A 14,208-nucleotide genomic window follows, 5' to 3' on the forward strand; every position below is an offset into this window, starting at 1 on the left:
GACGAGATGAACCGAAAGACACTCTTCGTGGGCGCCCTCGTGGCGGTCCTCGTGGTCGCGGTCCTCTGGTTGCGCGGGAGCCCCACACCCGACAGCGCGTCACCCGCCCCTGCTTCGGATTCACCTCTGGCGGCGAAGGGCCTGGCGACTCCGGGAGCCTCGACGGGTTCCAGTTCCACGACGAGGCAGGCCCCCGCGGAGGAGTCGGGCACGCCCTCCGTCACCGACCCGATGCGCGAGGACGAAGGCGCCGTGCACATCGAGGTCGTCGATGACAAAGCCCCCCTGGCGGGAGCCCATGTCACCCTGTACCTCCAGGGACCGCGTGTCCCGGCGACGGGGCGTCCCGCGTGGTTCGTCGCGGGAAAGGGCACCACGGATGACTCGGGCACGCTGCGACTTCCCGCCAGGCCGGGGCACTACCTCGTCGCCGCGAAGTCCTCGGGACGCGCCGCCGCTCGCGCCGCGTTCACCCGCCCGAGGGGAGAGGCGCGGACGCAGGTTCGACTGGTCCTCGGCGCCGGAGCCGCCCTGGAGGGAACCGTGGTGGAGCGCGCCTCCAGGGAGCCCGTGCCCCTCACGCAGCTCATCCTCACTCCGCGCACGCTGCTGTCCTCGGCCACGCGGGATACCGCCTTCGTTCCCGAGGAGGAGCGATACGTCACCTCGGCAGATGCACGCGGGGCCTTCCGCGCCGAGGGACTCGCGGCCGGTGAGTATCAACTCGAGGCTCTCGCGCCGGGACATGCGGCCAAACGACTCGCACGGGTCCGCGTTCCCAGCTCGGGGCTCGTCGTCGAGCTGGAGGGCGCTGCGTTCATCGAGGGCTTCGTCGAGCTTCCGGACGGCAAGCCCGCGCCCGCCGCGCGCGTCACCGCCACCGGCATGGGCGAGACGCTCGAAGCCGAGTCGAGCGCGGGTGGTGGCTTCTCCCTCGACGTCCCGCCCGGCGTCTATCGCGTCGTCGCCCGTCACGGAGACCTGACGGGCACGGCCCCCGAGCGTGTCGTGGTGGGCGCGGGGATGACAGTGCGCGACGTGCGCATCCGCCTGGGGACGGCGGCCTCGCTCTCGGGAGTCGTGCGTCGCAAGGGCACGGGAGAGCCCATCGTCGGCGCGAACATCTCCGTCACTCCGAGCGCCCTCGCCTTCTCGCTCGACACGGCGCCCGCGGAGGTCGGCGGTGCCCTCTCCGGCGCGGACGGACGGTTCCAGGTGGGCAATCTGGCCCCGGGCGCATACGCCGTGAATGTCCAGGCCAAGGGTTTCCGCTCGCTCACGCGCGACGGCATCACCGTGCTGGACGGGCAGCGCTTCGAGCTGCTCGCGGAGCTGGATGCGAATGGTCGAATCGAAGGCACGGTGGTGGATGAGCAGGAGAAGCCACTCGCGGGCATCCACGTCACGCCTGAGCGTCGCTGGCGCATGGCGCCGATTGAAGGGGCCCTCACGGCGGTGACGGATGCACAAGGCGCCTTCGCCCTCGAAGACGTCCCGCCCGGGGAGATTCATGTGGCCGTGAAGCGCCCGGGCAGCCAGACGCATGTGCGCGAGCGGGTGATGGTGAGCCCCGGGCAGACGAGCCAGGTCCGCATCCGGTTGTCGAGCGAAGGCACGCTGGAGGGGACCGTCAAGATGGAGGACGGCCGCGAGCCCACGGGCCCCGTCACCGTCTACGCATTGATGGCCAAGAGCGCGCGCACGGAGTCGCACCTCATCTCCACGGCGGCGGACGGCTCCTGGTCCATGCGCGTTCGCGCGGGCTCGTACCACGTCGCCGCGTGGCTCGCCGAGACGGGCAACCAGAGCGGAGACCAGGAGAAGGTGGTGGAGGTGGCCGCAGGCCAGACGCAGCGCGTGGACCTGCGGGTGCGCGAGGCGAAGCGGGCCCTCGCCGTCACGGTGCTCGAACCGAACGGCGCGCCCAGTGTCTCGGCGACCGTGATGGGCAGCGAGGCGGGCAGCAATGAAATCCAGCTCGAGGACATGACGGATGCCTCGGGACAGGTCCTGCTCGTCGCGGACTCACTGGGCTCCAAGGCCTTGCACCTCTGGGCCACCAACGGCGGGCGGCGCGGTGACCTGCTCGCCGTGCCCGAAGCGCAGAAGTCCGTGGTCATTCAGCTCCAGCCCGGCGGCCGACTGGCGGGCACGGTGCGCTCGGCAGGCGGACGCGGCATCGACGGCTTCAAGCTGGTGGTGTCGTCGACAAAGAGCGAGGACGACTTCCTCTCGCGACAGGAGCTGGAGCTCGCGGGAGATCGCTTCGTCGTCGAGGACGTTCCAGCGGGACAGGTGGCCGTCTCGGTGACGCTGCCGGACGGACGGGCAGGCAAGGTGGTGGCCGAGAGCGTCGCGGGCAAGACGACCCAGGCCGACGTCGTCGTCGAGGCCGGAGGCGTCATCTCCGGACGGCTGGTCGATGCGACGGGCGCACCCCTCGCCGACGGATTCGTGGACGTGGACGGGCTCACCTCGCCCCCCACGGCAGCGGATGGTCGCTTCCGCGTGGAGGACATCGCGCCCGGTCCGCACAAGCTCATCGCGTGGAGTCAGAAGACGGAGCGCGCGGAGAAGGCGCTGGAGCTGGCCGCGGGCAAGACGAAGGACGTGGGCGACTGGAAGCTCGGGCCGCCACGAGTCGAGCCCGGCCGCCTCGGAGTCTTCTTCAGCATGGATGGAGACGAGGTGCTCGTGCGAGGCGTCACGGCCGGCCTGCACGGCGACGCCATCCAGGCGGGGGACGTGGTGAAGTCCATCGACGGGGCCACGGTGCTCACTGCTGGGGAGGCGCGAGAGCGCGAGCTGGGCGCGCCGGGCAGTCCCGCCACGCTCCTCATCCGCCGGGACACGCGGACCTACCCCATCACCCTCACCCGCGCCCCCTGAGCACACCCCTCCCTCCAGGGTGAGGCCGCGCGCCCCACCCATCCACCACGCGACAGCCCGCAGCGGCAATCGTCCGGAGCCCGACGACGCCCTCTCACGGACTCCCCGTGGAGCGCTGCATCGGGCAGCCTCGACCTCCACCATGCTCGGCAAGCCGCGCCACCTCGCGGTCCCGACTCGGGAGGTCCACCGTGGGAGTCCTCGACCTGTTGTCGCGCTGGCCCGTGCTCCGGCAGCTCCTGCGCGGGGACCTCACCGCGCTGGGTGAGACGGCGATGACCGAGCGCAGCCGCGAGCTTCAGCCGCGCACGGCCCGCGCGGACCGCGTCGTCAAATCCGTCTGTCCCTACTGCGCCGTCGGCTGTGGCCAGGACATCTACGTCAAGGACGAGCGCATCATCGACATCGAGGGCGACACGGACTCGCCCGTGTCACGTGGACGGCTGTGCCCCAAGGGCTCCGCGACGTTCCAGCTCGTCACCGGCACGCACCGCGTCCAGCACGTCCTCTATCGTCGCCCGGGAGGCACGGAGTGGGAGCGCCTCCCGCTCGAGCGGGCCATGGAGATGGTAGCCGAGCGCGTGAAGCACACGCGCGACACGACGTGGGAGGACACCGACGTCAACGGGCTGAACGTCCAACGCACGCTGGGCATCGCGCACCTGGGCGGCGCGACGCTCGACAACGAGGAGAACTACCTCATCAAGAAGCTCTTCACCTCGCTGGGAATCGTCCAGGTGGAGAACCAGGCTCGAATATGACATTCGTCCACGGTGCCCGGTCTGGGCATCACGCTCGGGCGTGGCGGGGCCACGACCTTCCAGCAGGACCTGCGGAACTCTGACTGCATCCTCATCCAGGGTTCCAACATGGCCGAGTGTCACCCGGTGGGCTTCCAGTGGGTGATGGAGGCCAAGGCCCGGGGTGCGACCATCATCCACGTGGACCCGCGCTTCACGCGCACGAGCGCGATGGCGAACCAGCACGTTCCCATCCGCGTCGGCTCGGACATCGCGTTCCTGGGCGGACTGGTGCGCTACGTCCTGGAGCACGAGCGCTACTTCAAGGAGTACGTCACCCACTACACCAACGCGGCCAACCTCCTCCGGGAGGACTTCCAGGACACCGAGGACCTGGACGGCCTCTTCAGCGGCTTCGTGCCCGAGGAGAACAAGTACGACGTCACCTCGTGGGGCTACGAGGGCATCGAAGGCCCCACGCCCGCCGCGGGCCACAAGGAGCTGTATTCGGAGCCGGGCGCCGGTGAAGGCGAGTCCCAGTCCACGCGAATCACCGAGGCCCCCAAGGACTTCACGCTCCAACATCCGCGCTGCGTCTTCCAGGTCCTACGTCGCCACTTCCAGCGCTACACACCCGCCATCGTCGCGAAGGTGTGCGGTGTTCCCGAGGAGCAGTTCCTGAAGGTCGCGGAGGCGCTCTGCGCGAACTCCGGGCGAGAGCGCACCACGGCGCTCTGTTACGCGGTGGGGTGGACGCAACACTCGGTGGGCGTTCAGTACATCCGCACCGCGACCATCCTCCAGCTCCTGCTCGGCAACATCGGGCGGCCGGGTGGAGGCATCCTGGCGCTGCGCGGGCACTCGTCCATCCAGGGCTCCACGGACATCCCCACCCTCTTCAACCTGCTGCCCGGCTACCTGCCGATGCCGAGCGCCCAGCCATCCCCGCATCTTGACGACTACCTGAAGAGCCATACCTCCGGCACGGGCTGGTGGAGCAACTTCCCCAAGTACGTCGTCTCGCTGTTGAAGGCGTGGTTCGGTGACGCGGCGACGAAGGAGAATGAGTACGGCTTCCGTCACTTGCCCCGCCTCACCGGCAACCACTCGCACATGCAGACGGTGGCGGACATGGCCGACGGCCGCGTGCGGGGATACTTCGTCATGGGTGAGAACCCGGCGGTGGGCTCCATGAATGGAGCGCTCCAGCGCAAGGGACTGCGTCAGCTCGACTGGCTGGTGGTGCGCGACTTCACGCTCATCGAGACGGCGGAGTTCTGGCGCACCGCCCCCGAAATCCAGCGAGGCGACGTGAAGCCGGAGGACATCCGCACGGAGGTCTTCTTCTTCCCCGCCGCCGCGCACACGGAGAAGGACGGCTCCTTCACCAACACGCAGCGGATGCTCCAGTGGCACCACGCCGCGGTGGAGCCACGCGAGGACGTGCGCAGCGAGCTTCACTTCATCTTCCACCTGGGCCGTCGGCTGAAGGCCCTGTACGCGGACTCAGGCGAGACGAAGGACCAGGCGCTCCGAGAGCTGACGTGGGACTACCCCACCAAGGGCACGCACGAGGAGCCGAGCGCCGAGGCCGTCCTCCGGGAGATCAACGGCTACACGATAAAAGAGGGCCAGCCCGTGAGCGGCTTCACCGCGCTCAAGGACGACGGCACCACCGCGTGCGGCTGTTGGATCTACTCCGGAGCCTACGCGGACGGCGTCAACCAGGCCGCGCGCCGCAAGCCCGGGCACGAGCAGACCTGGGTGGCGCCCGAGTGGGGCTGGGCCTGGCCCGCCAACCGACGCATCCTCTACAACCGCGCGTCGGCGGACCCGGAGGGGCGGCCCTGGAGCGAGCGCAAGAAGTACGTCTGGTGGGACGACGCCCGGCGACGGTGGACCGGCGAGGACGTGCCGGACTTCATCGTGGACCTGCCACCGGACTACCGCCCGCCTCCGGGTGCCTCGGGTGTTGAGGCGCTCGCGGGTGACAACCCGTTCATCATGCAGGCCGACGGCAAGGCGTGGCTCTACGCGCCAGCCGGGATGATGGATGGTCCGCTGCCCGCGCACTACGAGCCCATGGAGTCGCCCGTGAAGAACGCGCTCTACGGGCAGCAGTGCAACCCGACGCGACTGGAGTGGCCACGTCGGGGCAACCCCTATCATCGCGCCTGGGGAGACCCGCGCTATCCGTTCATCCTCACCACCTACCGCCTCACGGAGCACCACACGGCGGGAGGCATGAGCCGCTGGCTGTCGTGGCTGAGCGAGCTTCAGCCCGAGCAGTTCTGCGAGGTGTCACCCGAGCTGGCCCGCGAGCGAGGGCTGAGCAACGGCGGCTGGGCGACGCTGCGCACGGCCCGGGGAGACCTGGAGTGCCGGGTGCTCGTCACCGAGCGCCTGAGGCCCCTGAAGCTCAACGGTACGTCCGTGCATCAGGTGGGCATTCCGTACCACTGGGGCGTGACGGGGCGCATCCGAGGCGACGGCGCGAACGAGCTGCTCCCCTTCGTCGCCGACGCCAATGTGGACATCCAGGAGTCCAAGGCCCTCACCTGCGACGTCGTCGAGGGACGCCAGGCCACCCGGGCCCGAGCCGCCACGGGCGCCACCCAACCCGCGCTGCCCGAGGGACTTGAGCTCCACCGACGCGACAGCCTCCGCGCGGGTGAGGTCGACCATGTGCCCTGGCAGGAGAAGAAAAAGGACGAGGAGCGATAGCGCATGAGCCGCAAGGGTTTCTTCACCGACTCGACGACGTGCATCGGCTGCAAGGCGTGCGAGGTGGCTTGCAAGCAATGGAATCAGCTCCCCGACGACGGCTTCCACTTCACGGGGATGTCCTATGACCAGACTGGGGACCTGGGCTGTTCGACGTGGCGGCACGTGGCCTTCGTGGAGCGACCGGTGCCCCTGCCGGGACACACCACGGGCGTGGGCGACTTCTCCTGGCTGATGGTGTCGGACGTCTGCAAGCACTGTCAGCGGGCGGGCTGTCTGGAGGCCTGTCCCACGGGCGCCATCGTCCGCACCGAATTCGACACCGTCTACGTGCAGCCGGATGTCTGCAACGGCTGCGGCTATTGCGTGACGGCGTGTCCCTTCGGAGTCATCGACCGGCGCCCGGATGACGGGCGCGCCTGGAAGTGCACGCTCTGCTACGACCGGCTGGGCGACGGAATGACACCCGCCTGCGCGAAGGCGTGCCCCACGGAGTCCATCGTCTACGGAGACCTGGACGTGCTGCACGAGCGCGCGGAGAACCGGGTCCGCGAGCTGCACGAGCAGGGCATCATCAGCGCGTATCTCTACGGCAAGGACGCGGCGAACCAGCCCGGGACGGGCGGGCTCAATGCCTTCTTCCTGCTGGTGGACAAGCCGGAGGTCTACAACCTGCCGCCCGACCCCGTCGTCCCGACGATGAAGGCCAGGGAGGCCTGGAGCGCGGTGGCCCTGGGCGCGCTCGGCATGGCCGCGGTGGCCGTGGGCGCGGTGCTGCTCGGTCGACGGGGAAGCCCATGAGTTCCTCCGGGGAGGAGGAGCCGTCGTTCCTCGACAAGCTCCAACAGCGGAGCGATGGGCGCAACGTGAACCCCGCGCTGGGCACGCTGCTGGGCGAGGGCGCGCAGCAACGCGTGAAGGATCTGGACGGGGCGAACCCCGCGCGCACGGTGTCGTCGTCGATTCCCTCCCGCTCGGAAGTGGCTTCGGCCGACGCGCCCAGCTACCACGGGCTCGCCGCCATCAAACAGCCGGTCTGGATTGCCACCGTCCCCGCCTATCTCTTCGTCGGAGGCGTCGCGGGCGCGGCGAGCCTCCTGGGCCTGGTCATCGATGTGCTCGGCGAAGAGGAGTTGGATCCGCTCGCGAGACGGTGCCGGCAGCTCGGCACCGTGGGCGACATGGTGAGCGCGGGCCTGTTGATCGCCGACCTCGGGCGGCCCGAGCGCTTCCTCAACATGCTGCGCGTATTCCGTCCCACCTCGCCCATGAGCATCGGCTCCTGGGTGCTCGCGCTGTCGGGTGGGCTCAACACGGTGGGCCTGGTGCTGGGACGCTCGCGCGGGGTGCTCGGTGTGGTGGGGAAGATTTCGGGGTACTCGGCGGCGCTGCTGGGGATGCCGCTCGCGGGCTACACGGCCGTGCTGTTGAACAACACGGCGGTGCCGCTGTGGCAGGCGACCCGGCGCACCCTGCCCCCGTTCTTCATGGCCTCGGCGACCGCGAGCGCGGGCAGCCTGCTGTCGCTCTTCCCCCACTCACCGCGTGAGGAGGGGGTGCTGCGCCCTTACCGGCTGGCGGGCAAGACGGCGGAGCTGGCCATGGGCTATGCGGTGGAGCACGACGCCCGGCGCGCTCCGGAGGTCGCCCGGCCCCTGGACGAGGGCGTGTCGGGGGCGCTGTGGAAGGCCTCTCGGGCCTGTTCCGTAGCGGGGTTGGTGGTGGATGTGCTCCCGGGGCGGCAGCGCTGGAAACAGGTGGCGGCGGACCTGCTGACCACGGTGGGCGCGGTGACGGCCCGCTTCGCCGTCTTCCATGGGGGCAAGGCGTCCGCCCGAGACCCGCAGGCCACCTTCAAGCCCCAGCGCCGGGGCCACGGCGCGGCCGAGGTGGTTCCTGCGCATGCCGTGGCCTCGGACGGCAAGCCGTTCAGCTTCCCGCTCCCCGTGGTGCGCTGAACGGCGTGCCCGGTGCCCGACTCCGGGAGTGACCCCTCCCCTGGGAAGGGACGCAGGATTTGCACTCCGGGAGGGAAGCCCACGAGGCCCTCCCCTTTGGTCGCGAGGAGCGATACACCTAGGGGAATCATGGCCGAGACCTCTTCTCTGAACATTCCGACTGTCGACCTCGCGGACCTCGCCTCGGGAGATGCGACCCGCATCGAGCGCGCGGCGACGGCGCTGCGCGAGGCGTTTGGTGTCTTCGGTCTCGTCTACATCAAGAACCACGGTGTCGACACGCAGGCGCTCCACCGCTACTACGACGCCTTCGCCGCCTTCATCGCGCGCCCCGCCGAGGCGAAGAAGCCCTACGGCCGCGCGGACCTCTGGTACCAGCGCGGCTGGACGCCACCGAACACCGAGGTCGCCGTCGCCGGCAACGGTCAGCCGGACTTCAAGGAGTGCTACTTCGTCGCGCCCTACCCCAACGACGAGGTGGCGGCGATGGAGTTCCCGGAGCTGTATCCGGAGAACGTGTGGCCCTCGGATGCGCCTCCGTACTTCCAGGAAGGCATCATGACCCTGGGCCGCTCGCTCCACGAGGCAGGCCTTCAGTTGCTGCGCGGCTCGGCCATGGCGTTGGGGCTCGCTGAGGACACCTTCACGGCCTACTGCGAGAAGGCGCCGCACATCACCCGCGCACTCCAGTACCTGTCGCTCAAGCCAGAGCAGGTGAACACGGACATCGTCTGGGGCGAGGAGCACACGGACTTCAACCTCCTGACGCTGCTGCCCGGTGGGCGATTCCTCGACCCCAGCGGGAAGGCCGCGCCGAGCCCCGACGACAAGAGCGGCCTGTACCTGCGCACGCGCGCGACGCCCGAGGAGCCGCAGGGCCGCAAGGTGCGCGGCACCGCGCCCGCGGGCTGCATCGTGGCGCAGGTGGGTCAGCAGTTGGAGATCCTCACGGGTGGCACCTTCCTGGCCACGCCCCACGTCATCACCGCGCCGGGCGTCTCCGGCTGGCAGCGCCAGTCCGCCGCGCACTTCATCCACGTGCACACCAGCAAGGTCCTCTTCCCGCTGGAGAAGTTCCGCACGCCCACGGCGATCCGGAGCTACGCGCCCCCGGTCCTCGCGGGCACGTATGACATCAAGACGCTGGTCGACATCGGCCTCGCGCCGCCGCACGCGCTCGACAAGCTGGGCTACCGGCACTACGACCGGCTCAACCGCCAGCGCTCTGGCGAGTAGTCTTTTTGATGTCTGTGATTTTCCAATCACAGACAAGTCAATCCCTGTCTTGATAGAGATTGTTTCGGGGGCGCGGTGTTCTCGCGCTCCCGTTGAACGACCTTGTCTGAGGCATGGATCCCGGGCGAGGCGGGTACTGGAAATGCCTGAAGACTCGTTCATGTAGGCATTGCACTCCATTTCAAGCAACCCCCTCGCGAGAGAGGGGCGAAAATACCTGAAGGCTCGTTCATGTAGGCATTGCACTCCCAAACCCAGGGAGATGGGACGGCCCGCCCGGCAAGACAGGCAGCAAGCCGACCCACTGAACATGAAGACATGTAGGCATTGCGCTCTCGCGGACGCCAGCTCCGCCTGAATCCGTCGCCGAGAACCTCGCTGAAACCACTGATGATGCGTTCAGTCATTTCCCTCGCGAGGCAGAGGGCTGACGGCGCACCGCCGCTCACGCCTGCGGGAGCGGGGTCCTGCCCCTCTCGAACGGGTCCATGCGCGTGCCCTGGGCGCGGAGGCAGCGTCGGAAATGCCCTACCTGCCCGGCCCCATGGGGCGATGGGCCGGAAGGCCCCCATTCATATTCTCAGGAGGTTCAGGGTTGCGGGGTTGGCGACAGGGGGGACACATGAAGAAGAACGGCAAGCATCCGACGGGCAATGGGAAGACTCCGTCTCCGAATGAATCTGTTCAGCGCGAGGTCCTCCCCATTCCGGATCAGCCCTACCAGGGCGTGCGTCCATTCAGCGCCAGGGACCCGAGCGCGAAGTTCCCTCCCATCGTCCAGCTCCGGCCTCCGAAGGGAGCCCCCAACGTCCTCGTCATCCTCCTGGACGACGTGGGCTTCGGGGCCTCCAGCGCCTTCGGCGGTGTCATCAACACGCCCACCGCGGAGCGCCTGGCGGCCAAGGGCCTGAGCTACAACCGCTTCCACACCACGGCGCTCTGCTCACCCACGCGCGCCGCACTCCTCACCGGGCGCAACCACCATGCGGTGGGCTTCGGAGGCATCACCGAAACCGCCACCTCCTCGCCCGGCTATAGCTGCGTGCGCCCCAATCACTGCGCGCCGCTGGCCGAAACCCTCAAGCTCAACGGCTACAGCACGGCGCAGTTCGGCAAGTGCCACGAGGTGCCCGTCTGGGAGACGAGCCCCGTGGGCCCCTTCGAGCGGTGGCCCACGGGCTCCGGCTTCGAGTACTTCTTCGGCTTCATCGGTGGGGAGACGAACCAGTGGGCCCCCGCCCTCTACGAGAACACGGCGCCCGTCGAGCCGGATCGCACGCCGGAACAGGGCTACCATTTCATGGAGGACCTGACGGACAGGACCATGGGCTGGGTGCGCCAGCAAAAGGCGCTCGCGCCGGACAAGCCCTTCTTCGTCTACTTCGCCCCGGGCGCGACCCACGCGCCGCACCACGTGCCTCAGGAGTGGGCGGACAAGTACAAGGGCCGCTTCGACGCGGGCTGGGACGGGCTGCGGGAAGAAATCTTCGCGCGGCAGAAGAAGCTCGGCGTCATCCCCAAGAATGCCCTGCTCACCTCACGCCCCAAGGAGATCCCCGCCTGGGGGGACATGCCGGAGAAGCTGCGGCCCGTGCTCGCGCGGCAGATGGAGGTCTACGCAGGCTTCCTCGAGTACGCGGACTTCCATGTGGGGCGGCTCATCGACGCGCTGGAGAAGATGGGCGCGCTGGAGGACACGCTCGTCTACTACATCCTCGGCGACAATGGCGCCTCCGCAGAGGGCACCCTCAACGGCACGCTCAACGAGACCTTCATCTTCAACAACATCTCGGGAGTGGAGACGCCTGAGTACCTCATCCAGAACATGCACAAGCTTGGCACCCCCGAAGCGTACAACCACTACGCGGTGGGCTGGGCGCATGCCATGGACACGCCGTACCAGTGGACCAAGCAGGTGGCCTCGCACTACGGCGGCACCCGCAACGCCTGCATCGTCCATTGGCCCAATGGCATCTCCGCGAAGGGCGAGGTCCGCTCGCAGTTCTCCCATGTCATCGACGTGGCGCCCACGATTCTCGAAGCCGCGACCCTGCCCCAGCCGGTGATTGTCAACGGCGTGCAGCAGACCCCCATCCAGGGGGTGAGCATGCGCTACAGCTTCGACGACGCGAAGGCGCCGGAGCGACATGAGACGCAGTACTTCGAGATGTTCGGCAACCGCGGCATCTACCACCAGGGCTGGACGGCGGTGACGAAGCACCGCACCCCGTGGGAATCCACGTCGCAGACGAGCCTCGAGGACGACGTCTGGGAACTCTACGATACGACCCAGGACTGGACGCAGGCGCGCGACCTCGCCGCCGAGCAGCCGGAGAAGCTGCGCGAGTTGCAGCAGCTCTTCATCATCGAGGCCACCAAGTACTACGCGCTGCCGCTGGATGATCGCAGCTACGAGCGCTTCAACTCGGAGCTGGCTGGGAGGCCCGAGCTCATCAAGGGTGACTCGCAGATCCTCTCGGGTTCCATGCAGCGGCTCACCGAGAACTCGATGCTGAACATCAAGAACAAGTCGCACTCCGTCACCGCGGAGGTGGAGATACCCGAGGGAGGAGCGAGCGGCATCATCGTCACCCAGGGCGGCGCCTTCGGCGGCTGGTGCCTCTACATGCGTGGGGGCCGCATCTCCTACTGCTACAACTACTGCGGACTGCGCCGGTACTATGTCGAGGCTGACCGCGAGCTGACTCCGGGCACGCACCAGGTCCGAATGGAGTTCAAGTACGACGGCGGAGGCGTGGGCAAGGGCGGTGAGGTGACGCTGTACCTCGATGGCAAGCAGGCGGGCCGCGGCCGGGTGGAGAGCACCCAGGCGATGGTGTTCTCCGCCGACGAGACGACCGACGTGGGCCTCGATACGGGCACGCCCGTGGCCGAAGGCTTCCACAACGGCGACAGCAAGTTCACCGGCCGGGTGAAGTGGGTGCAGCTCGACAAGGGTAAGGAGGACTTCGACCACCTCATCTCGCGCGAGGAGCTCTTCAAGATCGCGATGGCCCGGCAGTAGGAGCCGGGCGCGATTGGAACCGCTCCGCGATGTAAGGGTTATCCCTCAGATGATGGTTGTCCTTCGGCGCGAACGGTTCCAATGAGCAGTCGCTCCATTTTCCGGACGTGAACGGGAGCGCTGTAGCACGAGTGGTCACGACCAGGGCCGCGGCGTGGCGTTCGCCGCTACCGCCGCGCGCACCTGGCTCGGAGGGCTCCGGGTGGAGCTTCCATGGCACCCGCGCTGCATTGCCCGCGGGCGCCACACCCACCCGAGGATCCCCGATGCGCCCCTTCCCGAAGTTTCGTTCACCCCTGCTGGCCGTGCTGGCTGGAACCCTCACCCTGGGGACCGCGAGCCTCGCGGGCGAGCCCCTCCTGACGAAGGCCGGCACGCCCATCCATCCCGCGAACGAGGAGGGCCTCCGGCGCGCGGAGGCGGAGGCAGCCGTGGCCGCCGCCATCCCGCCGCACCCGCCTCCGGTGTGTCCAGGAGTCATCGACAACGGAACGGTGCGCCTGGGTGTGGCGAGCGCGGGGCACCTGACCGTGGCGTGCACCACGAGCACCGTGTCCAGCGGCACGTCCGGCACCACGGATGTGGGGCTGCGCTACCTGCCCACGAACGCGGAGGCGGCGGCCCCTGGGACGCCCTGCGAGGGCTGGGGCGTGGCGAGCGCGGACCTGGGCATCACCGGACACACCTCCGCGGGATGCGGCGCGGCCAACGTCACCGTGGAGAGCTTCACCGCGACGACGACGACGGCGATGTCGGTGGTGCGCGTGGGCACCACGTTCCGCGTCACCCACCGCTACGTCCCGTCGCCCGCGACGCCATTCCTGTATCAGGTGGACGTGCTCATCGAGAACATGGGCACCGCGCCGGTGACGGACCTGCGCTACACGCGCGGCATCGACTACGACGTGCTGCCCAACACCTTCTCGGAGTTCGTCAGCTTCGCGGGCGCCACGGCCCCCTCCGTGCTGAGCGTGTCCAACAACGGCTTCACCTCGCTCGATCCGCTGGCCGTCCACCCAACGCTCCCCACGGGGACACCCACGTTCGTGGACCTGGGGCCCGGCGACATGGGCTCGCACTTCGACTTCCAGCTGGGCGCGCTGGCCCCGGGGCGCGTGCTCTCCTTCCGCATGTTCTACGGAGCCGCTGGCACCGAGCCCGCGGCTTTGGGCGCGCTGGCGGCGGTGGGCGTGGGCACCTACTCGCTGGGGCAGGGCAACTGGAACGGCTCCGGCAGCCCGCTGTCCCCCACCGGGGCGCCCGCGGGCACCTTCGGCGCGAGCAGCGGGCAGCCCACGACGTTCATGTTCGGATTCCTGCCGCCGCCGCCTCCCAGCCGCTGCACGGTGGGGTGCCGCATCTTCAACCCGAATGAGATCTACACGGTGGACCTGCTCGGGACGCAGGACATCTGCCTGGTCAACGGCTCCAGCTACATCGTCCCGGTGGGCGTCCTCTACCGTTACGGCCAGCGCATCGAGTTCAACTGCGGCAACTACGGCCCTCCCTTTGGCACCCTCTGCAACGTCATCCCCGGCCCCGACACCTGCAATGCGGCCGTGTACGACGCCATCTGCAGCAGCCCCCTCTACGCGCAGTCCTGTCTCCCGTGACATTCGGGCCGGCCCGGCGGAGC

The 14,208-nt window shown here is 68.7% G+C and carries 7 protein-coding genes; all 7 read left to right on the plus strand.

The features are described 5' to 3' along the window. Positions 1-6 precede the first annotated feature (6 nt). The 7 genes from LZ199_RS04285 (at position 7) to LZ199_RS04315 (ending at position 14,185) form a co-directional block, all read left to right on the plus strand. Positions 7-2,889 (plus strand): carboxypeptidase regulatory-like domain-containing protein, encoded by a 2,883-nt coding sequence (locus LZ199_RS04285; protein ID WP_253992353.1) that lies wholly within the window; start codon positions 7-9, stop codon positions 2,887-2,889. 191 nt (positions 2,890-3,080) lie between these two features. Then, positions 3,081-6,353, plus strand: coding sequence for a formate dehydrogenase (gene fdh, locus LZ199_RS04290; protein WP_407667163.1), 3,273 nt, complete (start codon positions 3,081-3,083; stop codon positions 6,351-6,353). A 3-nt stretch (positions 6,354-6,356) separates the two neighbouring features. Continuing rightward, entirely contained in the window at positions 6,357-7,154 is a 798-nt protein-coding gene (locus tag LZ199_RS04295) for a 4Fe-4S dicluster domain-containing protein (protein WP_253992354.1), read from the plus strand. Beyond that, the gene (gene nrfD, locus LZ199_RS04300) at positions 7,151-8,311 is read left to right on the plus strand and encodes an NrfD/PsrC family molybdoenzyme membrane anchor subunit (protein WP_253992355.1); all 1,161 of its coding nucleotides are present in this window, start codon (positions 7,151-7,153) and stop codon (positions 8,309-8,311) included. Before LZ199_RS04295 ends, nrfD begins: the two co-directional genes overlap by 4 nt. Before the next feature lie 129 nt (positions 8,312-8,440). Further along, positions 8,441-9,547 carry an isopenicillin N synthase family dioxygenase gene (locus LZ199_RS04305; RefSeq protein WP_253992356.1) on the plus strand — a complete coding sequence of 369 codons (1,107 nt, stop codon included), beginning with the start codon at positions 8,441-8,443 and terminating at the stop codon, positions 9,545-9,547. 622 nt (positions 9,548-10,169) lie between these two features. Further along, on the plus strand, positions 10,170-12,572 hold the full coding sequence (locus LZ199_RS04310; RefSeq protein WP_323389157.1) for an arylsulfatase: 2,403 nt from the start codon (positions 10,170-10,172) through the stop codon (positions 12,570-12,572). Between the two features lie 266 nt (positions 12,573-12,838). Beyond that, positions 12,839-14,185: a hypothetical protein gene (locus LZ199_RS04315; RefSeq protein ID WP_253992357.1), complete on the plus strand. Its 1,347-nt coding sequence runs from the start codon at positions 12,839-12,841 to the stop codon at positions 14,183-14,185. The last annotated feature ends 23 nt before the right edge of the window (positions 14,186-14,208 follow it).

Source organism: Myxococcus qinghaiensis (assembly GCF_024198215.1).
In the GTDB taxonomy this organism is placed as follows: domain Bacteria; phylum Myxococcota; class Myxococcia; order Myxococcales; family Myxococcaceae; genus Myxococcus; species Myxococcus qinghaiensis.

Coding starts and splice junctions, on each gene's coding strand:
- LZ199_RS04315 (WP_253992357.1), top strand. CDS start 12,839: ATGCGCCCCTTCCCGAAGTTTCGTTCACCCCTGCTGGCCGTGCTGGCT.
- LZ199_RS04285 (WP_253992353.1), top strand. CDS start 7: ATGAACCGAAAGACACTCTTCGTGGGCGCCCTCGTGGCGGTCCTCGTG.
- LZ199_RS04310 (WP_323389157.1), top strand. CDS start 10,170: ATGAAGAAGAACGGCAAGCATCCGACGGGCAATGGGAAGACTCCGTCT.
- LZ199_RS04295 (WP_253992354.1), top strand. CDS start 6,357: ATGAGCCGCAAGGGTTTCTTCACCGACTCGACGACGTGCATCGGCTGC.
- nrfD (WP_253992355.1), top strand. CDS start 7,151: ATGAGTTCCTCCGGGGAGGAGGAGCCGTCGTTCCTCGACAAGCTCCAA.
- LZ199_RS04305 (WP_253992356.1), top strand. CDS start 8,441: ATGGCCGAGACCTCTTCTCTGAACATTCCGACTGTCGACCTCGCGGAC.